The organism is Dehalobacterium formicoaceticum, assembly GCF_002224645.1.
GTDB lineage: Bacteria > Bacillota > Dehalobacteriia > Dehalobacteriales > Dehalobacteriaceae > Dehalobacterium > Dehalobacterium formicoaceticum.
In genome coordinates this window covers 978,273-998,107 of record NZ_CP022121.1, presented here as the reverse complement: position 1 = coordinate 998,107, position 19,835 = coordinate 978,273, and the positions used below count along the sequence as shown (strand labels likewise).

Here is a 19,835-nt window from a genome sequence, read left to right as displayed (position 1 = left end):
TTAATCTCCACATTTTGCTTCATTTGTTCTTATAATTCTACACATAATTCTACAAAATTGAGTATATTCCTGCTTTTCAAACGCGCATCAAAATTAGAAGGTCTTTTAAAGGCTCAAAATGCCCTTTAAAAGACCTTCCTGTCTTCGATGTCAGAGCCCCCAGCTGATGATCCTTCATCCTTCTATTTCCTGTTCAATACTTCCCGCGCGGCTTCGACAATCTTTGAGGTGCTTAATCCGTACTTATTCAATAAATCCAGGGGTTTTCCCGATTCTCCAAAGGTATCTTGGATACCCACCTTTTTCATCGGGACAGGATATGCTTCGCTTAACACATCTGCTACCGCACTGCCCAGCCCGCCGATCACACTATGTTCCTCAGCTGTCACCAGTGCTCCTGTTTTCTTGGCACAGGCAAGAATCAGTTCCCGGTCAATGGGCTTAATAGTATGGATATTAACAACCTGGGCGGAGATGCCCGCTTCCTCCAACAATTGTGCTGCCTCCAGGCAAAAACTCATCATGACGCCGGTACCGATCAGGGTGACATCAGTGCCCTCGCGAAAGACCACCCCTTTGCCCCACTGAAACTGATAATCTGCATCGTTGATGACAGGAACGCCTAATCGGCCCAGACGGATATAAACCGGCCCATCATATTCCGCCGCAGCGAGAATAGCCCCTTCCGCCTCCACCCCATCTGCCGGCACAATCACCGTCATATTGGGGATGACACGCATCAGGGCAATATCCTCCACCGATTGATGGGAAGCACCATCCTCTCCTACGGTAAGACCGGCATGAGTGGCGGCAATTTTAACATTCAATTTTGGATAAGCAATAGTATTTCTCACCTGCTCATAAGCACGTCCTGTGGCAAACATGGCAAAGGTACTAACAAAAGGGATTTTCCCTGTCGTCGCCAGCCCTGCCGCCGTGCCCATTAAATTTTGCTCTGCAATCCCAACATTAAAAAATCTATCCGGATAGGCCTTGGCAAATTCCGCTGTTTTTGTGGACTTTGACAGATCTGCATCCAAAACTATAATTTGTTTGTTTTGCGCGCCCAATTTTACCAAAGCTTTTCCATAGGCTTCTCTTGTGGCAATTTTTGTCGTCATCTTATTTTGCCCTCCCTTGGTCCAATTCCGCCAGAGCTCGTTCCGCTTCCTCCGGTTTGGGAGCTACACCATGCCAATCGCATTGATCTTCCATAAAGGAAACCCCTTTCCCCTTAATGGTATTGGCAATGATCATGCTGGGTTTCCCTTGGAAGCTGCGGGCATAATCCAAGGCGGCAATAATGCGGGGAATACTATGACCGTCAATCACCTGTACCTCCCAGCCAAAAGCACGCCATTTTTCATCTAACGGCTCCGGAGACATGACATCGGTAATTCTGCCATCAATTTGCAAGCCATTATGATCCAAAAAAACCGTTAAATTATCCAATTTATAATGAGCGGCAAACATTGCTGCCTCCCAGATTTGTCCTTCCTCACATTCCCCGTCGCCAATCATCCCATAGACCCGGTAAGGGGCCTGATCAATTTTGCCGGCCAAAGCCATACCATTAGCCGCTGATAAACCTTGTCCCAAAGAACCTGTGGAAATCTCCACCCCGGGGACTTTTCTCATATCAGGATGGCCCTGAAGTTTGCTGTTGATTTTCCTTAAGGTTGCCAATTCCTCTTTGGGAAAAAAACCTTTTTCGGCCAGGGTGGCATAAAGAACCGGCGCAGCATGTCCTTTTGAGAGTACAAAACGATCCCGATTGGGGTCTTCTAGCTGATCAGGGCTGATATTCATTTCGTGAAAATAAAGTACGGAAAAAATATCTGCTGCCGACAGGGATCCTCCCGGATGCCCGGACCCTGCTTCCATGAGCATACGAATAATACTTTTCCTGATTTCTCTTGCCCTGTCCTCCAAATTGGCAGTCATGACATTTCTTTCTTCATCCATTTGTTGTATGCACCTCCGTAAAGTCATGATTTTTCTACTGGTTGTACTTTAAAGCCCTCCCCCAATACCTCATGAACTTGGGAAACAATCACGAAAGCCTTGGGATCGATATGATATACAATGCTTTTCAGGGTACTGACCTCCGATTGGCTCACCACACAAAGGAGGACTTCCCTTTCTTTTTTCGTATAAGCCCCTTTACTTTGAAAGGAGGTTACACCCCGATTCATCTGAGCTAATAATTCCTGGGTAATCCTTTGATATTCCTCAGAAATAATCAAGGCGGCTTTGGTATGGGACACGCCTTCCTGAACCACATCAATGATCTTACTGGTCACATAAACCGACGCCAAAGCATATAAGGCCAATTCAATACTAAAGACGATGCCGGCCAGCAGGATGACCAGGGCATCCACAATCAATATGCCATAACCCAAGCTGATTTTTGCGAATTTATGTATCAGAGCAGCAGCTAAATCGGTACCCCCCGTAGTTCCGCCGGAGCGGAAAACGATGCCCGAACCCACGCCGCAGAGCACCCCGCCATATAAAGAGGCCAGGATCGCATCCTGGGTCCAGGGCTGAGGAATTAAGATCGTAACTAAATCCACAAATATGGAGATGATTAAGGTGCCATAAATGGATTTTGCACCGAACTTCATCCCCAGTTCCTTGATGCAAAGCAGCAAGAGAGGAATATTAATCACAAGCATGGTCACCCCTACGGGAAATCGAAAAAGATAATAAAGGATGGTGGCCAGACCACTTAAACCGCCGGCCGCGATTTGATTTGGAATGAGAAAAATCACCAATCCCAGGGCAGTAATCAGACTGCCCGCGGTAACTCCGATATAATCTTTAATCATCTTCCCATGTTTCATCTTGCCACCATACGAATTTTAATCTCGCCGTCGATATTTTTGAAGATAAGCCGCAATAAAGCTATCCAATTCTCCGTCCATTACTGCTTCAATATTGCCCATTTCTGCACCGGTACGATGATCCTTAATCAAACGGTAAGGTTGGAAAACATAAGAGCGGATTTGACTACCCCAGCCGATTTCCTGCTGATCGCCTCTTAACTCCGCCAGTTCCTTCTCCTGATCCTGCAGTTTTCGTTGCAATAATTGAGCCCGCAATAATCTCATCGCCTTATCACGGTTGGAATGCTGGGATCTTTCATCCTGACATTGTACCACAATGCCCGTAGGGAGATGGGTAATCCGCACCGCAGAATCTGTCTTATTCAGATGCTGCCCACCCTTGCCACTGGATCGATAGGTATCCACCCTGAGATCGTCCGGATCAATTTCCACTTCATCGTCATATTCTACCTGGGGTAAGACATCCACAGAGGCAAAGGAAGTATGTCGTCTGCCGTTGGTATCAAAGGGAGAAATACGCACCAGACGGTGTACCCCTTTTTCTGATTTTAGATAGCCATAGGCATTAATGCCCTCGATCCCAAGAGTAACGCTTTTGACACCGGCCTCATCCCCGGCTAAATAATCCATAACTTCTACTTTATAGCCTGCTCTTTCACAATAACGAGTATACATGCGCATTAACATGGACACCCAATCCTGGGCTTCCGTACCACCGGCTCCGGCATGGAGCGCAATAATGGCGGAATGGCTGTCATAGGGCCCTGACAAGAGCACTTCCAATTCGAGGGAGGATAATTCTTTCATCCATCCCTTCAGCTGTCCCATGACCTCCCCTTCCACAGATTCATCATTTTCTTCCATGCCCAGTTCCCAAAGGATTTTCATATCCTCAAATTGATTTGCCAATTGAGTAAATATTTTTATGCGCTCCTTTAGGTAATTCACCCGCTGCAGCACTTTCTGGGCTTCTTCCCGTTCATCCCAAAAACCGGCGCCCAGGGTCAGTTCCTCCAGTTCTTTGATCTCTTTTTCCTTTTGAAGGATGTCAAAGAGAAACCCTCAATTCTTCCAGACGGTTTTCCGCCTCTTCAATTTCCTTTTTTAATTCTTCCAGCACGGATACCACTCTCCTTCCGCGGTGCCTGACACCAACTTATCAACTTATTGCATTTAGCTCCCGCAACACTTCTTATATTTCTTCCCGCTGCCGCAAGGGCAAGGATCGTTGCGCCCTACCTGATGTTCCTTACGGATTGGCTGCTTCACTTTTTCCTCACCGTCGTCGCTTCGGTTTTCCGTGACCTGATCCCGTTCTTGAGGAGCTTCCATCACATTGACCCGCATCAGATAACGGATCACTTCCGATTGAATTTCATCAATCATGACTTGGAACATATCATAAGCCTCGAATTTATATTCCACCAAGGGGTCCTTCTGCCCATAGGCCCGAAGTCCAATGCCTTGGCGCAATTGATCCATGGCATCTAAATGATCCATCCATTTACCATCTACCACCTTAAGAATGACTAAGCGTTCCAATTCCCGCATCGTCTCAGGGGTGAGGGTCTCTTCCCGTTCATCATAATAAGCCAGGGCAAGCTTTTCAAGCTTTGCCAAAATTTCATCCTTGCTGAGTATTTTCAAGTCTTCTTCAGACAATTGATGCTGAGGCAGGAAGAGTTCTATCCCCTCCAACAATCCCTTTAAATCCCATTCTTCAGGATAATTGCTCCCTCCGCTGAAAGATGATACAGTGCGTCCCACTACATCGTGAATCATGCCTAAAATGGTATCCTTGAGATTCTCTCCTGTAAGAACTTGACGCCGCTGGTGATAAATCACTTCCCGCTGCTGATTCATCACATCATCGTATTCCAGCACATTCTTTCTGAGATCAAAGTTCTTTGCTTCCACACGTTTCTGCGCTGTTTCAATAGATTTGGAAATAAGAGGATGATCAATGGGCATCGTATCATCCATACCTATTTTATCCATCATGCCGGTTACATTATCCGCCCCAAAAAGGCGCATTAAATCGTCCTCCATGGAAATAAAAAACTTGCTGGAACCCGGATCCCCCTGACGTCCGGAACGACCACGCAGCTGGTTATCAATGCGTCTGCTTTCATGTCTTTCCGTACCAATGATATGCAGTCCGCCCAGATCTACCACCTGAAGTCCTTCCTGAACTGTTTGCTCTTTGTAGCGGCCGGCGAGCTCTTCTAAAGCCTGATCCGCTTTCTCCCCCCCGGATTTCTTAATTTCCGCTTGAGCCAGAAATTCCGGGTTTCCTCCTAAAATTATGTCTGTTCCACGTCCGGCCATGTTGGTAGCAATGGTAACCGTTCCTAAGCGGCCGGCTTGGGCAACGATTTCGGCCTCCATTTCATGGTATTTCGCATTTAAAACCTGGTGGGGAATTCCTCGTCTTTTTAATGCTGCACTAAATTGTTCAGATTTTTCAATGGAGATCGTCCCTACTAATACTGGCTGTCCTGTCCCATGATGGGTGGCAATCTCCTCCACCACAGCGTCCATCTTGCCCTTTTCCGTACGATAGATAACATCAGGTAAATCCTTGCGCACCATCGGCCGATTGGTGGGTATGACCACCACATCCATGCCATAGATTTTACGAAATTCATCTTCTTCAGTTTGAGCAGTCCCCGTCATCCCCGCAAGTTTATCATACATGCGGAAATAATTTTGGAAGGTGATGGTTGCTAAGGTCTGAGACTCCCGTTCAATTTTCACACCTTCCTTGGCTTCAATAGCTTGGTGCAGTCCTTCGCTATACCGTCGTCCGAACATCAGGCGACCGGTAAATTCATCCACAATGATGACTTCCCCTTCTTTTACCACATAATCCCGATCCCTTTTAAATAAGGTATGGGCTTTCAGGGCCTGATTGACGTGATGACTGATCTCTACATTATGATCATCATAGAGATTTTCCACTCCCAGCAACTGCTCGACACGGCTGACCCCTTGCTCTGTAAGAACTGACGTGCGCGCTTTCTCATCAATGGTATAATCTTCTTCGTTTTTTAAGCGCGGGATCACCTTTGCCACAGTCATATATAATTGGGTGGGCTTATCAGCCTGACCGGATATGATCAAAGGCGTACGAGCCTCATCAATCAGAATGCTGTCTACCTCATCCACTATGGCAAAATTCAAATTCCTTTGCACCATATTATCTGCTCGAATCGCCATGTTGTCTCTCAAATAATCGAAACCGAATTCATTATTGGTACCGTAGGTAACATCAGCCCCGTAAGCTGCTTTTTTTTCATCACCGTCCATCCCATGCACCACCAGACCCACGGACAAACCTAAATAGCGATAGATTTGCCCCATCCACTCACTATCACGGGTTGCCAGATAATCATTCACCGTGATCACATGGACTCCTTTACCTGCCAAAGCATTCAAATAAACAGGTAACGTGGCTACTAAGGTTTTACCTTCCCCGGTTTTCATTTCCGCAATGCGCCCGTCGTGCAGTACCATACCCCCAATGAGCTGGACATCAAAGTGACGCATTCCTAAAACCCGGCGCGAAGCCTCACGGGCTACGGCAAATGCTTCTGGCAAAATATCCTGCAGAGTTGCTCCTTCCTGCAGTCGTTTTTTGAATTCCTCGGTTTTTCCCTGGAGATCCGCCTGGGAGAGATTTTCCATTTCCCCTTCCAGATCATTGATGCTTTCAACTACCTTACTGTATTTCTTAATATCCTTGGCATTATCATCAAAGAGATTTTTGATGAATTTAAGCATACTAATCCACCTCGCCTATCCAATTTCTTCCCCTGGTGAGAAAAGCTTGATTATATTCTTAATGAAAAGAAAGGAACCATGGGGTTCCTTAATTAGCTATGGTATCGATATATTTTATCATCTTAAGGAATGATGTTCAAGATGCTGGTTATAGTTTCAAACGCCGCACCGAAATCACTTTGGCAGACAGGGACGGTTGCCGCATGGTTTTAAATACCAACCAAAAGATGCCGATGGAAATGAAGACATCTCCGATACTAAAGGCTTTGCCAATCGGCCATGGATTAATCAGCACGTCAGCCAGCCAAGGCAGTGTTGTACTGCTTTCTAAAATACGGTAGGTAGGTAACTCATTGTTCTGCAGCATCGTCACATAAGCAGGGTCTAATCCTTCTAATTGAACCGGCATGGCCCCGCCATTAAACATAATTACCAAAAAATTAAGCACAAAGCCCAGGGCTAAAAGGATATTGCCCGGCAGATGTCTATTGATCCAGAGAAAAATAAACAAGAGAAGATACGAAAAGCCATAAAGCACCATCCGATAATCGTAAACATACTGAATCCCTCTGCTCCCCAGGTATTCCATACCGGTTTGCATAATAAAAGCGGCAAAGACAAGCCAGATATGATAAAGCTTGAGATGTGTCAAATTTAAGATTTTCCCTTTGGCTATCCAACCGGCAATGATGGCTAAAAATATGGCTTCATAAAGCATTCCTTCACCTCCAGGGCGTTACCTATTCCGGAGTTTCCATTCCCTCCATTGCCCGTGTCAGAGCAGTCACAACTTTCTGATCAAATTGGGTTCCCTGACATCTTTCTAATTCTTTTAAAGCTGCCGCGGGATCCATGCCTTTTCGGTAAGGGCGATTGGTCGTCATGGCATCAAATGCATCTGCCACTGCAATGATACGCGCTCCCAAAGGAATCAGCTCTCCTGTTAAACCTTCAGGATAGCCTTTACCGTCGATGCGTTCGTGATGATACTTGCATACCTCAGGGTTTTTTAGAAAGGTAATGTTTTTCACAATATCATATCCGCTCACAGGATGAGTTTTCATTTTACTGTATTCCGCTTCATTTAAACGTCCCGGTTTGTTTAAAATCTGCTCCGGGATGCCAATCTTGCCAATATCATGGAGCAAGGCCATATCCTTCAGATTTTCGATATATTCCTCATCCAAACCCATTTCATAACAAATCATCAGGACATATTTTGTTACTCGTTCCGAATGACCCGCGGTATAATGGTCCTTGGCATCAATAATGGCTGCCATGCTTTTGATGGAGTTTAAATACATATTGCGCATATCCATATAAAGCTTAAAAGTGTGCCGGGCCAACAATAGCGGCAGGAAAAAAAACAAAATACCTAAAGCACCCACATGGGGATAAATATAAGCCAGCATATAACCAATGGGCGCCAATACACCTAAATTAGGTACCGCCCAGCGCATATTCATGATCCAAATTGTTCCTAAAGACTTTTTTTTCAAAAAAGAAAATAAAATTGCCAGCAAGGTAGCATTGATTAAATAAAAAACGACTGCTGCCAAAAGGGCAGCGATTAAGTGCCAATGATCTTTATCTCCAAAAAAATTTATAGCATCTTGATAGGCCAGACCGCTGACGGTAACCGTGATAATAAAGAGGGAGAGATTAAAAACGAATTTATCCAGGGAACGTTCATCAGAATGAATATTTAAAATAAAAGAACCGATATATCCCAGGGATGTGATCATGATCGCCCCCGGAATACCAAAGATCATGATTGCGGCAAGATCAATGGCAAAGGATACGGAAATCATCCCGACAAAAGGCATGGTCACTGCCATATATTCTGAAAACACACTTATCAGTACGAAAAGAATTATCACCAAAATATCTTCCTGGGCAACATAAAAATGAGGAACATACCTTAAAACCAAGGCAGCTGCCAACATGGTTACCAAGGAGATATAAATTTTCACTTGCGCGGACAATTTGTTCATTTACCCACTCCAAAAAATTAAGGGCCGACTGCTAATTTATGCTTTTACCATCTCATTTTGGCGCCACCGGCTAAAACCAATGTGGATAAGGTTACTAAGATCTTTAATAGAGTAAACTTCACTCCCGATATCCCCCCTTTGCGCCTTATTCTGAACTTCCGCTAATTATCCATTTCATACCCCTTCGCTCAGGAAAAAAATTAATCTTGCCTTCCGGCTAGCGTCGGCCCAATTCTATTTTATCCAAACAAACAAAACGCAGGCTGATTAAAAGATACATCATCATTTAATTCGACTAAATATGCAAATTCCCTTTTTAAAATTATTGATTCCTTGTTAAATCCAAGCTCTCTTACGAAAATATTGTCCCGCACTTTAAATGAAAACGCCGAGCGATTGCTCGGCTTAACATTCACATCTTAACTTATTAAACTTCCGGCTCGATCAAACCATAGTTACCATCTTTTCTCCGATAAATCACGTTTACCTCTTCCGTCTCACCATTGGAAAAAACGAAGAAATTGTGTCCTAATAAGTTCATCTGCAGAATTGCCTCTTCCATGGGCATCGGTTTTAACGGGAATTTCTTATTTCGAACCACCCTGGGTTCATCCTGCTCATACTCGTAGGCAATTGCCATCTCCCGGATGGTTTTGGTTTTGGTTTTTGTTTTCTTGTTGATCCGTGTCTTATATTTTTCAATTTGTTTTTCCAATTTTTCTTCGACCAGATCTATGGAACTATACATATCTGAAGTTTCTTCCTCACCTCTCAGAATCAGACCATTCAGAGGAATGGTAACTTCGACGCGGTGGCGATCCTTTTCCACCAATAATGTTACATAAACCTCGCCTAATCCTTCAATATACTTGCTTAACTTGCCTAATCTTTTTTCTGCATAATCGCGGAGAGCTGGAGTAACCTCAGTATTACGGCCTTTAAGAATGATTTTCATATCTTCATCTCCTTCACCGTTGTAATACTATTACTATTCCCTTAATTAGCAAAAAACCCTGCAAAAAATTTCAAATTCTTTTCATGTTTTTTAAATTTCTTTCAAACTATCCTAAGTTTAAACTAATATTTTATGAACCCGTTATTCTTTTGTCGAAACATGCTTTCTCCAAAGTTCTCTGTGGATGCATTTCCTGTGGATAATGTGGATAACTCTGTTAATAACCAGCTAAAATTAGTTCTTGCCCTGTGTATTTCCTTGTGGAAGATAAAAAATCTGTCGGAAAATCATATTTAATAGCGTTTTCCTGCAGCACAGGTTGCCACAAAGATTGCTTTTGCACCAGCCTCTTTTAAGATTCGTGAACATGTATTGACAGTGGTGCCGGTGGTATAAATATCATCAACCAAAAGCACGGTCTTCCCGGTTAAATCCCCGGATTCTCCGATCTGAAAAGCTTCATGCATATTCCCCCGACGACCTTCTTTACTCAATCCTGTTTGAGAAGGAGTATCCCTGATCCGCAGTAAAATGCTTACTTCTACCCGAACGTCAAGCCTTCTGCCAATTTCCCGTGCTAATAACTCACTTTGATTATAACCCCTGGTCCGCTCTCGATTGGGGTGCAAGGGTACAGGAATCACCGTGGTTATATTGTGAAAAGGCAACTTATGAAGCACTGCCTCCGCCATAAGCGTACCTAATGGTTTGGCCCATTTCACGGTACCCCGATATTTAAAATCCTGTAACACTTGACGAATATCATCCTGATAGGGAAAAACTGCAATCCCGGCATCAAAAAACCATGGAGGTTCCCGCAAACAATTGAGGCAATATCTTGCTTCAAGGGGAATAAATGTGGGACAGGAGGCACATGAGTGAAAAATCATAGTCTCATCTTGTATGATCCTTCGACAGTTACCGCATAAGCCGGTATTATCCAGTTTCACCTCTTCCCCACAAGCTATACATCGACAATGGGGAAAAATTAAATTCAGTAAAGCCTGCCACCAATCCCCCATAAGCTTACTCACAGCAAATTCCTTTCTCTTTCATGCTCCAAAATCTCATTTTATCTAAAAAAACTTGGCTTACGCCATCATTGTATTCATTTCTATCTTTAAAGGGTAATTCCTCTTTTTGCCCCCAATATCCTCATGGTGACAACAATAATCACAGCAATAATCTTTTATATGATTTTCTCCTCTTCTGATCCTGATTTAACAAAGCGAGAATTTTTCTGCGTACTGTTTTAGGAGATTCCTCCGGCCCGATAAGCAAAAAATGTACATTTTTCCCCTGCCACAAAAGAATCGCGGCTATTTTTTTCCCTAATCGGGTAGGAAGTAATGTGAAGGGCACCTTTTTGCGCACAGTGGTAAGTACCAATAAAGTATCATCCTGAGAATGATCATCTATTACTAAAAAACTCAAATCATGATCGTACCAACTTTTTAGCCGCAACATATCCCACATAACTCTTTCCGCCGATCTTCCGCAGTTATGAAAAAGCAAAATCAAGACCCGTTTCTCTCCTGATTGAGTTACTTTCCAGGCACGCCAGACCCGGCCCAGGGAGACGAAAAAGTAGAGGGCAATAAACAGCAGCAGTGCATTGATTTCCCACATATTCCTACCCGCCCTTCGTCATAGCAGCGATTCTTTACTATATCTTATGTATACTTCCTTGACCATGACACATACTAGTTTAAAGGCAGGATATTGAGCTCAGGGAGTGAAGTTTAATGGATTTTGAAGTAGATAAATGCCAGCTATGCGGTAAGTCTTTGCGGGATTATGATCCTTTGGAAAATGATAACCCGGTTTCCTTAGAAAAGGGTAAAGAATTATGCTCCTCCTGTTATCAAAATTTAATAGATCAGGAGACTGAATAGGCAGGAAGTTCGTTAAAAAAAATCGTGACCGGGATCAGTCCCAGTCACGATTCTTTTTCTATCATGTTTTAAATTTTTACATGCCAAAGGTTTCTAGAACCGCTTTTTGAATTTCCTTCAGCTGTTCATCAGAATTGGCTTCTACATAAATGCGGAATAAAGGTTCTGTACCTGAAGGTCGAATTAAAGTCCAGGAACCATCTGCCATGACTATTTTGGTTCCATCCATCTGATTCAAACGCACCACTTCCTGTCCATTAAATGAGGACGGCTTAAATTCCTTCAATTCTTTGATGATACGTTCCTTTTCCTGTTCGTCTACACAAACATCTAACCGTTCATTGGTGATATAGCCATATTCATCCATAATTTGTTTAATAATACCCATCAGGGTTTTGCCGTGAATGGCTCGAATTTCTGCCATCAATAAAGCAGCCAAAATGCCGTCCTTTTCTGGAATATGCCCATGGATGGATAAGCCGCCGCTTTCTTCCCCGCCTAAAACACTGCCCCGAATGCGCATGGCCTCGCCAATATATTTAAAGCCCACGGGAGTCTCTTCCGCCTGATAACCATACTTTTCCGCCATGCGGTCCAGCATATGAGTGGTAGCAACCGAACGAGCCACCGGCCCTCGGCATTTGCGCACGTCTAAAAGATGATAATAAAGCATATATAAAACCCGGTTGGCATTGATATATTCCCCGTTGGAATCAATGATGCCAAATCGGTCCGCATCACCGTCCAAGGCCAGTCCCAAATCCGCTCCTTCCGCCAATACCCGGGATTTCAATTTTGTCAGTACCTTCGCTGAAGGTTCCGGCATACTCCCGCCAAAAAGAGGATCCCGATAATTATTAATGGTAAGCACCCGACATCCGGCCTCTTCAAAAATCTGATCCAGATAATCAATTCCAGCACCAAACATGGGATCTACAACAATTTTAAGATTTGCTTTGGAAATGGCATCCAGGTTGATCAGTTGTTTGATATGTTTTTTATACTCCGGCATGGGATCGAATTCCTTATAGAAACCTTGCTCCTGAGCCGCTTTGATGGTCATTTCATTGACCCGGCCTGTGGCAAGAGTATGATTTAATTCCTTTTCGATTTCATCTGTAATATCCGGAAGCGCCGGCCCGGCATAGTCGGGAATAAACTTAATGCCGTTATATTCCGGAGGATTATGACTGGCCGTGATCATCACAGCCCCGGCTGCATTGTGGCTTGTGATGGCAAAAGCCGTTACCGGAGTTGGTGTTGCTCTATTAACAAGCAGTGATTTAATTCCGTTACCTGCTAGAACCTTTACTGCTTCCTGAGCAAAGTGCTCCGATAAAAATCGGTTATCATAGCCAATAATAATTCCATTTTCTTTTAAAGGATGATCCTGCAGAAAGGAGGCAATTGCTTGTACAACAAATTTTACGTTTTCAAATGTAAAATCTTTTGCCATCACCCCTCGCCAGCCATCTGTTCCAAACTTAATATTTCTCATTGTGCCCTCCTCTAATTTTGGGGTACTCTATTTATTTTATCAAGAATAGCTATAATTTACAAGCATTTTCCAATATATGCATTGAGGGCATCTTTGAAGCAAGGGCAGTGCATCTGCTTCCCTGCTGCCAATACCCCTGCCGTTTATAATAAGCGCAGATGATGAATCTTGTCCCTTTTCGTCAGCTTCAATTTGAGATTACTTTTTTCCTCTGGGGTAGCAGGAACAAAGGTAATATCCCGATTACAATATGGGCATTGCCACACCCCCCGGGAACTTGCTGAATAGGAAGACTGACTGCAATTTGGGCATAACTTGTAAGGCAAATAATCATCCCCTTCTTAAAATTATTTCTCCACCTTGAGTTCTTTTTTTCTGCCCCAAATTTGATCAATTGACCGGCATCCTTCAATAGTTGCCCACAGTATGGGTATCAGCAATAGGAGAAAGATCCCAAAGGGCTTCTTATGAAAAATCATCAGATAGCCAAGATAAGGAATATCCCCAGTCACTTGACCGATGACATTTTCAGCCGGCAGCTTGTAAAAATCCCTCAATTCGTTATGATCTCCTTTGGTAATGAAAAAGACTTTTTCATTTTCCCGTACCACTTCCATCACCCGATGAGTGATGTAACGGTGCTCATTACCCAGATCCCGAAAAGTAATAATCTTTCCTTTTGAGATACCGGCCGGATTCACTTTTTTTACCACAATGATGGATCCCGTATCAAAAGCAGGTTTCATGCTGCCTGACATGACAATCATCAGCTTATAATCACCAAAATGAGGGGTCTCCCAGCCGTTTTTCTCCTGAAGCATCACCAGGCAAAGCAAGAAGACAAAGAACCCCAGCAAGATCAAAAATATGAAGCTGTGGCCCAATTTTATGAGCTTTCTTATTCCAATCAAGTGATCCCCTGCTTGTCTATAACAATCTTATGCCCAACAGTATAACAAAACCAGATTTAAAAATCGGGAAATCTCTGTCGAGAAAGTTTTATTTCTTTCACCATAAAAGATTGTTCTTTAGACAAAAAAACCGGGTGATCCGGGATCACCTGGTTTTTAAAGCGTAATATTCATCAAGAGAGTTCCCGGCACCAGGCAGTCTTCTAAAATTGACGTCAAGAAAGGCCGCCTCCTGTCGAAAATTTCACGAAACTTGTTGACGATAATAGAGCCTTTTGAAAACCTTAGCTTTGATACCATGACTCAATGCCTGGTCCAATAAATAATCCGGATAAGGATAAACATGGAATCGGGGATGCTCGACCTCCGGCAAACGGCTATAATGAAAATAACGCGCTGCAGCCGGATTTTCATTAAGCATCTTCCGCCAGTAACTTTCCCCTTGCCCCAAGGATTGTAAAGCCATGGACAGACCTTCATAAATGATATCACTTTTTACCAAACGCCCCTCTGGACTGATCGCAAATTGGATCATCAGCTCCAATGCTTCCTCTCCGCCCAAAAAGCCTAACAACCAATAGGTTCCCCGGGCAAGCAAGGGCCTATGATGCCAAAGCAGAAAAGGGGCAATCTGAGGTGCAACTTGGGTATCCTTCAAAAGATAAAGGCATTCCAAGGCACGCAACTGCCATTCCTCCTCAGCTCCATTGATATAATCAATCAAAGGCTCAACCATCTCCTTGTCTTTCATCCTGCCTAAGGCAATAAAAACCCGGGAACGGATCAGGTAATCTGAATGATGCAAAAAAGATATCAGTCCAAGACTGCTGCCCGGAACATTCTGCCCCGATTCTTCAATTTTGGGAAGCAACGCCAGAGCTTCCTTGAAATCAGCTCTGGAAAGCCGTTCCAGATCAGTCATACTCTCACCTCCTGGTAGATTTACCCTTGATTTCGTTAACAGATGGACGCTGATTCATGACGCAATTCATAGGGATGCTGTGGCCCCTATTTAAAAAAAATGTGGCCCTGTGACCACATTTTTTTGATGCTGCTTTGTTATTTCACGCTGACCACCCAGTTGGCAACCCATCCTTCTTGGCCATCCCGCAGTATCACCTTATACCAATTATTTTCTTCATAGATGACTGTGGCTTCATCACCCTTCAGCAGTGATGCAACTTTATTATAAGTAGTATCGGGGCCTGTGCGAACCATGACTGATGAGTTACCCTTAACAACCACCGTTTTCTTACTGGCAGCGGCCGGTGGTGTCTGCTTCTTTGGAGTGGTGTCGGCAGCAGGCTTTGCGGAAACCTGCTGAGAAGCGGACTTATTGTCATCAGCGGATAAATCCTCCACCTTTTTCTGGAGAGATGTCACCTGGGACTCCATATCCGCAAGTTTCTTTTCCATATCTGCCACTGTTTCATTTACTACTTTCTCGACATAACTTTGTGCCACCAAGGGGTCACCGGAAGTACCCGGTATCGTTCCCGAAGCTTGTACAATTTGACCCAAAACAAATCCCACAGATAAAAATACCACCGCTGCCATAACCAACAGCGCTATTCTCCCCTTTGTCATCCTATAAATCCTCCCTTTTAACCCGAATCCTTTAATTGCCGATGGAGTGTTTCACCTTGTTGCCCTGAAGCCGACGGTAAACCGATTTCCCTGTGATAATGCCAATCCGGTCTGCCCCCAACAAAATTACGACGGAAATTCCAATCATAATCAAAACACTTTGTGCCGTTGTCAACATGGTTAACAAGACGGCGCTGCTTCCCAATAATAAGGTGATCGCATAAATGACCACTACCGTTTGTTTATGAGACAAGCCCATCTCTAAGAGTCGATGATGTAAATGACCTTTATCTGCTTGGAAAATAGGTTTTTTATTTGTAAAACGCCGAATAATAGCAAAAAATGTATCCAAAATAGGAATGCCCAAAATAATGACCGGAATAAACAAGGAAATCACCGTGGCTCCTTTGGATAAACCCATCACCGCCAGAGCGCCTAAGATATAACCCAAAAACAGGGAACCGCAATCTCCCATAAAAAGCTTAGCCGGATTGAAATTATACCGCAGGAAACCCAAGGCGGCGGCGGCTAAAAACAAAGCCAGATAAACCGTAGTAAATTGACCCTGAGTCCAGGCAATAACGGCCAAGGTCACCGCAGCAATGGCAGATACTCCTGCCGCCAAGCCGTCCAAACCGTCAATGAGATTTACTGCATTGCTCATGCCAATTACCCAGAAAACAGTTACAGGGATACTTAAAAATCCTAAAGAGATAATCCCCCCATTAAAGGGATTGGTAATAAAATCCACTTGGACCCCAAATGATACCAACACCAAAGCAGCAATGATTTGTCCCAGCAGTTTTATTTTGGGAGAAATCCCCTTAAGGTCATCTACCAAGCCTAAAATCATAATCATCGTTCCGCTTAGCAATAGACCCCATGCCTGATGGCTCAGTTCCTGCATCAAAAGGGAAGCGACCATAAAACCACCAAAGATAGCCACGCCTCCAATGCGGGTAATGATCCTCGTATGCACCTTTCGTTCATTAGGTTTATCCACCGCTCCAATACGGATGCCAATCTTCATCACAACAGGTGTCAACAAAAACGATACCATAAAAGCAATCAATATACACAAGACCAATTTTGGCATTTTTCCCTCTCCCTAATCTCACCGTCATAAAATTTAAACCAAATCTAGTTTAATACGTATAACTCTAAAAGACAAGATTGAATTTGTACAATTTTCAGGAAAATACACTCTTATCAGGCAATATATCCTCTCTAGCTTAACTTTTTTGGATGGCAAACATTATTTCCCCTTCACAGGCTAATTCTCCGTCTACAGTTGCCCGCCCCTTGGCTTTCCCGATGGAACCCCGAAAGTTCAGTACCTCTACCTCTAAGCGCAGCACATCCCCCGGGACTACCTGACGGCGAAAACGCAGCTTATCGATACCGGCAAAAAAAGCAATTTTCCCCGCAAATTCAGGTTTGCGCAGCACCATGACTGCCCCTAATTGAGCTAAAGCTTCCACGATTAAAACCCCCGGCATCACCGGGTAGCCAGGAAAATGCCCTTGGAAAAAAGGTTCGTTCACAGTAACATTTTTTTGTCCCACAATGCGCTGATCTTCTTCAATTTCTAAAACTCTATCCACCAGCAAAAAAGGATAGCGATGGGGTAGTATTTGTTGAATTTCTTTAATATCTAACATATTTCACCTCAATGAATTATTTTGTTCTGTCTGCTTGCTTTTTGAATTTCTTTAACAGAGCATCTTGCATCATCTTCACATCATCAACTTTGAGCAGAATCACGGCAATAACGTATGTCAAGGCCCCCAAGGTTATGGTGCTCAAAACCAACAGCGCCAGATTTCTCCCCATGGTCAAATCCATCCTGGTACCCAGGAAAACCGCCCCCAGCCAAGTAACCAAAGCCATAATACCGGAAGCAAGGCAGATCTTACCCAAAGATATAATCAGGCTTTTTCCTTTTAAGTAAGGAAGATGTTTTTTTAAACCATAATACAGGAATAAAGTGTTGGCACCCGTAGCCAAGGAATGAGCCAAAGCTAAACCGGAATGAGTCATCGGGTTCATTAAGATCACGCTTAAGAGTACATTCGCCACAATAGAAAAAAAACCTGCATAAAGGGGGGTTTTTACATCACCAATGGCATAATAAGCCCTGGTCAGCACCATATTGGCCGATCCGGGGAAGAGTCCCAAAGAATAATACAATAAAGCGGAAGCTGTAGCTAAAGTAGCTTGATGATCAAAAGCACCCCTTTCAAAAAGCAGCTGCACAATCGGTACCCTCAGTATCATCAGGCCGGCGGCGGCTGGGATAGCAATTAAACTGACCATGCCCAGTCCACGAAACAAAGTATCTGTTAAAGCTTTTTTCTCTCCCTTAATTGCGAAGGATGCCATTGTGGGATAGACGGCGGCCACCACTGCGGCCACAAAAATTCCCTGAGGCAGACTCATCAGCTTCATGGCATAATTCAAAGCCGAGATGCTTCCTTCCGCCAACCAGGATGCAAAAACCCGATTGAGCGCCAGATTGATCTGGTTTACTGCCACCCCCAGAATAATCGGCAGCAGGGTAAACATCAAATTGCGTACCGCCGGGTGCTTCAGATCCAGCACCAAATGATATTTGAATTTTACCCTTTTTAATACGGGAATCTGAATCACCAAAAAACCGAAAAAACTGATTAAGGTGCCCACAGCTAACCCGGTGATCCCATAACGGGATGAAAACAGGAGTACGGAAGCAATAATAATGATGTTGGAAAATCCCGGGGCAAAGGCGGGTGCAGCAAATTTATAAAAGGCATTCAAAATTCCGGAAATCACCATGCCGACCCCCATAAAAACCACGGAAGGGAACATAATGCGGGTTAAATATGTGGCTAAACGGGCCAATTCAAGGCTTGCGCCCGGTGCCGTGATTTTTACCAGCAATCCAGCCCCGGCCATGCCCAGAATAGTCACAAGCACTAAGACCAAAGCCGTTAAGTTTAAAATGGTACTGGCCACATGCCAGGTTTCATCATAATTTTCATCCACCAGATACTTCGTTAACACCGGTACTACGGCACTGACCAGAGCAAATCCTAAAATAGCCTGTAAAAAATAAGGGATGGTATAGGCAATAAGATAAGCATCTGTCATAAAACTGGCACCAAAACCATAGGCAATTACAGTTTCCCTGACGAAACCCAAAATTTTTGTCGCCAAATTCATAACCAGAACCACACTTACCGCTTTACCAATGCTGTTTTTCATATTTTACTTCCTTTTTTTCAAATTGGAATCTTTAAGCATTTCTGCTGCCCATTGAGCTGATTTTTGTGCTTCCAAACGGTAAGATGCAGCCTTTTGCTCCAAACCTTCCTTAATTAGACTGTATTCGGCCATAATTTGTTCCACTTTATTTCTCAAATTTTCGCAAGACATGGTTTCTACGGAACAGGCTGTTTCTTGCCCCATTAAATTGGCATATCTCCCCACCTTGGGATCATATTCAATCGCAACAAAGGGTATTCCTTGGGCTCCGGCCATAATTAAAGCATGAAGACGCATGCCGATTACTAAATCCATCTTCCCCACCACACCCATCATCTCCATGGGTGATAAATTATCTTTGATCAGATGATTTTCCTGCTTCATGAGCTTTGCCACATCCCGGCATACGGAAATGTCCTCGGGAAAATGAAAGGGCAAAAAAACTACCTTAAAGCCCCGTTCAGCCAAATCATCTCCCAGGGCGCCCAATTCCTCCAGGGCTAAGCCCGGCCATTGGCGGAGACTGAAGCCAACCAATTTACCCTCTTCTTCATTAAGATAAGGGAATTTGTCCAAAATCTGAATTTCCTCCGGCCGTTCCATCCCCATTACCGGATCCACCGTGACGTGCATCGGCGGCCGGGTCACGCCCATAGAAGATAAATCTGCCCCAGATGCCTCATCCCTTACAGTAATCAGATCCATCTTATTTAAGACGTTCCTGACCATTTTTCGGGCCCAGGAACTTTGCACCGGACCAATGCCTTGGGCATAAATCATCGCAGGTTTTTTCCACCAACGGGCGATGGTAATGATGCCTAAATAATAGAGAATGCTTTTTTTACCCGTGACATCCTGGAGCAAACTTCCGCCGCCGCTAATCAATAAGTCGCATTCTTTGATGGCTCCAATGATTTGAGGCAGGCACCAGCGATTAACCGCTTGAACATTCATTTGCTTTTCTGTTTTAGGGGGATCCTGAGAGAGCACGATAATCTCCACGTCCGATATTTCTTTTTTTAAGGCCTGGATAATCGCAATCAAAACTGCTTCGTCCCCAATATTATTAAAGCCATAATACCCTGATAAAACAATTCTCTTCATTTGATGCCAACCTTTT

19 protein-coding genes are annotated in these 19,835 nt (G+C 43.9%); 1 reads left to right on the top strand and 18 read right to left on the bottom strand.

Annotated elements, in window-relative coordinates; genetic code table 11:
* Positions 1-182: 182 nt before the first annotated feature.
* From CEQ75_RS04900 to CEQ75_RS04855, 10 genes are all read right to left on the bottom strand, one after another.
* Positions 183-1,121 (bottom strand): transketolase family protein, encoded by a 939-nt coding sequence (locus CEQ75_RS04900; protein WP_089609339.1) that lies wholly within the window; start codon positions 1,119-1,121, stop codon positions 183-185.
* A gap of 1 nt (position 1,122) precedes the next feature.
* Positions 1,123-1,965: a transketolase gene (locus CEQ75_RS04895; protein ID WP_089609338.1), complete on the bottom strand. Its 843-nt coding sequence runs from the start codon at positions 1,963-1,965 to the stop codon at positions 1,123-1,125.
* A 23-nt stretch (positions 1,966-1,988) separates the two neighbouring features.
* On the bottom strand, positions 1,989-2,846 hold the full coding sequence (locus CEQ75_RS04890; RefSeq protein WP_089609337.1) for a YitT family protein: 858 nt from the start codon (positions 2,844-2,846) through the stop codon (positions 1,989-1,991).
* 18 nt (positions 2,847-2,864) lie between these two features.
* Positions 2,865-3,969, bottom strand: a protein-coding gene (gene prfB / locus CEQ75_RS04885; RefSeq protein ID WP_157677334.1) for a peptide chain release factor 2 whose coding sequence is annotated in 2 segments (ribosomal slippage) — positions 2,865-3,899 and positions 3,901-3,969 — 1,104 coding nt in all. Because the reading frame shifts where the segments join, the coding sequence is not laid out codon by codon here.
* A gap of 53 nt (positions 3,970-4,022) precedes the next feature.
* Positions 4,023-6,632 carry a preprotein translocase subunit SecA gene (gene secA, locus CEQ75_RS04880; RefSeq protein WP_089609335.1) on the bottom strand — a complete coding sequence of 870 codons (2,610 nt, stop codon included), beginning with the start codon at positions 6,630-6,632 and terminating at the stop codon, positions 4,023-4,025.
* A 148-nt stretch (positions 6,633-6,780) separates the two neighbouring features.
* On the bottom strand, positions 6,781-7,350 hold the full coding sequence (locus CEQ75_RS04875) for a DUF5317 domain-containing protein (RefSeq protein WP_089609334.1): 570 nt from the start codon (positions 7,348-7,350) through the stop codon (positions 6,781-6,783).
* 22 nt (positions 7,351-7,372) lie between these two features.
* A complete protein-coding gene (locus tag CEQ75_RS04870; RefSeq protein WP_089609333.1) occupies positions 7,373-8,626 on the bottom strand; it encodes an HD-GYP domain-containing protein in 1,254 nt (417 codons plus the stop codon).
* Between the two features lie 427 nt (positions 8,627-9,053).
* On the bottom strand, positions 9,054-9,581 hold the full coding sequence (gene hpf, locus CEQ75_RS04865) for a ribosome hibernation-promoting factor, HPF/YfiA family (protein WP_089609332.1): 528 nt from the start codon (positions 9,579-9,581) through the stop codon (positions 9,054-9,056).
* A gap of 293 nt (positions 9,582-9,874) precedes the next feature.
* Entirely contained in the window at positions 9,875-10,615 is a 741-nt protein-coding gene (locus CEQ75_RS04860) for a ComF family protein (protein WP_157677333.1), read from the bottom strand.
* A gap of 139 nt (positions 10,616-10,754) precedes the next feature.
* On the bottom strand, positions 10,755-11,210 hold the full coding sequence (locus CEQ75_RS04855) for a hypothetical protein (protein ID WP_089609330.1): 456 nt from the start codon (positions 11,208-11,210) through the stop codon (positions 10,755-10,757).
* A 116-nt stretch (positions 11,211-11,326) separates the two neighbouring features.
* Here CEQ75_RS04855 and CEQ75_RS18265 point away from each other — a divergent pair, with 116 nt between their 5' ends.
* Positions 11,327-11,476, top strand: a complete 150-nt coding sequence (locus tag CEQ75_RS18265; RefSeq protein WP_157677332.1) for a hypothetical protein — start codon at positions 11,327-11,329, stop codon at positions 11,474-11,476.
* 76 nt (positions 11,477-11,552) lie between these two features.
* On the opposite strand, the gene CEQ75_RS04850 is transcribed toward CEQ75_RS18265, so the two are convergent.
* The 8 genes from CEQ75_RS04850 to csaB all read right to left on the bottom strand — a co-directional run bounded on the left by CEQ75_RS04850 (position 11,553) and on the right by csaB (position 19,819).
* Positions 11,553-12,974, bottom strand: a complete 1,422-nt coding sequence (locus CEQ75_RS04850; RefSeq protein ID WP_089609329.1) for a phosphoglucomutase/phosphomannomutase family protein — start codon at positions 12,972-12,974, stop codon at positions 11,553-11,555.
* Between the two features lie 347 nt (positions 12,975-13,321).
* Positions 13,322-13,885: a signal peptidase I gene (locus CEQ75_RS04845; RefSeq protein ID WP_089609328.1), complete on the bottom strand. Its 564-nt coding sequence runs from the start codon at positions 13,883-13,885 to the stop codon at positions 13,322-13,324.
* A 244-nt stretch (positions 13,886-14,129) separates the two neighbouring features.
* Positions 14,130-14,807, bottom strand: coding sequence for a HEAT repeat domain-containing protein (locus tag CEQ75_RS04840; RefSeq protein ID WP_089609327.1), 678 nt, complete (start codon positions 14,805-14,807; stop codon positions 14,130-14,132).
* 137 nt (positions 14,808-14,944) lie between these two features.
* On the bottom strand, positions 14,945-15,472 hold the full coding sequence (locus CEQ75_RS04835) for an SH3 domain-containing protein (protein WP_089609326.1): 528 nt from the start codon (positions 15,470-15,472) through the stop codon (positions 14,945-14,947).
* A 31-nt stretch (positions 15,473-15,503) separates the two neighbouring features.
* The gene (locus CEQ75_RS04830) at positions 15,504-16,568 is read right to left on the bottom strand and encodes a glycosyltransferase family 4 protein (RefSeq protein ID WP_089609325.1); all 1,065 of its coding nucleotides are present in this window, start codon (positions 16,566-16,568) and stop codon (positions 15,504-15,506) included.
* A 136-nt stretch (positions 16,569-16,704) separates the two neighbouring features.
* Positions 16,705-17,133: a 3-hydroxyacyl-ACP dehydratase FabZ gene (gene fabZ, locus CEQ75_RS04825; RefSeq protein WP_089609324.1), complete on the bottom strand. Its 429-nt coding sequence runs from the start codon at positions 17,131-17,133 to the stop codon at positions 16,705-16,707.
* Positions 17,134-17,149: 16 nt separating this feature from the next.
* Positions 17,150-18,715: a murein biosynthesis integral membrane protein MurJ gene (gene murJ, locus CEQ75_RS04820; protein ID WP_089609323.1), complete on the bottom strand. Its 1,566-nt coding sequence runs from the start codon at positions 18,713-18,715 to the stop codon at positions 17,150-17,152.
* A gap of 3 nt (positions 18,716-18,718) precedes the next feature.
* Positions 18,719-19,819, bottom strand: a complete 1,101-nt coding sequence (gene csaB, locus CEQ75_RS04815; protein WP_089609322.1) for a polysaccharide pyruvyl transferase CsaB — start codon at positions 19,817-19,819, stop codon at positions 18,719-18,721.
* Positions 19,820-19,835 lie beyond the last annotated feature (16 nt).

Bases quoted from the DNA above. Each gene is read 5' to 3' on its own strand.
- CEQ75_RS04900 (WP_089609339.1), bottom strand. From the start codon at position 1,121: ATGACGACAAAAATTGCCACAAGAGAAGCCTATGGAAAAGCTTTGGTA.
- CEQ75_RS04895 (WP_089609338.1), bottom strand. From the start codon at position 1,965: ATGGATGAAGAAAGAAATGTCATGACTGCCAATTTGGAGGACAGGGCA.
- CEQ75_RS04890 (WP_089609337.1), bottom strand. From the start codon at position 2,846: ATGAAACATGGGAAGATGATTAAAGATTATATCGGAGTTACCGCGGGC.
- secA (WP_089609335.1), bottom strand. From the start codon at position 6,632: ATGCTTAAATTCATCAAAAATCTCTTTGATGATAATGCCAAGGATATT.
- CEQ75_RS04875 (WP_089609334.1), bottom strand. From the start codon at position 7,350: ATGCTTTATGAAGCCATATTTTTAGCCATCATTGCCGGTTGGATAGCC.
- CEQ75_RS04870 (WP_089609333.1), bottom strand. From the start codon at position 8,626: ATGAACAAATTGTCCGCGCAAGTGAAAATTTATATCTCCTTGGTAACC.
- hpf (WP_089609332.1), bottom strand. From the start codon at position 9,581: ATGAAAATCATTCTTAAAGGCCGTAATACTGAGGTTACTCCAGCTCTC.
- CEQ75_RS04855 (WP_089609330.1), bottom strand. From the start codon at position 11,210: ATGTGGGAAATCAATGCACTGCTGCTGTTTATTGCCCTCTACTTTTTC.
- CEQ75_RS18265 (WP_157677332.1), top strand. From the start codon at position 11,327: ATGGATTTTGAAGTAGATAAATGCCAGCTATGCGGTAAGTCTTTGCGG.
- CEQ75_RS04850 (WP_089609329.1), bottom strand. From the start codon at position 12,974: ATGAGAAATATTAAGTTTGGAACAGATGGCTGGCGAGGGGTGATGGCA.
- CEQ75_RS04840 (WP_089609327.1), bottom strand. From the start codon at position 14,807: ATGACTGATCTGGAACGGCTTTCCAGAGCTGATTTCAAGGAAGCTCTG.
- CEQ75_RS04835 (WP_089609326.1), bottom strand. From the start codon at position 15,472: ATGACAAAGGGGAGAATAGCGCTGTTGGTTATGGCAGCGGTGGTATTT.
- CEQ75_RS04830 (WP_089609325.1), bottom strand. From the start codon at position 16,568: ATGCCAAAATTGGTCTTGTGTATATTGATTGCTTTTATGGTATCGTTT.
- fabZ (WP_089609324.1), bottom strand. From the start codon at position 17,133: ATGTTAGATATTAAAGAAATTCAACAAATACTACCCCATCGCTATCCT.
- murJ (WP_089609323.1), bottom strand. From the start codon at position 18,715: ATGAAAAACAGCATTGGTAAAGCGGTAAGTGTGGTTCTGGTTATGAAT.
- csaB (WP_089609322.1), bottom strand. From the start codon at position 19,819: ATGAAGAGAATTGTTTTATCAGGGTATTATGGCTTTAATAATATTGGG.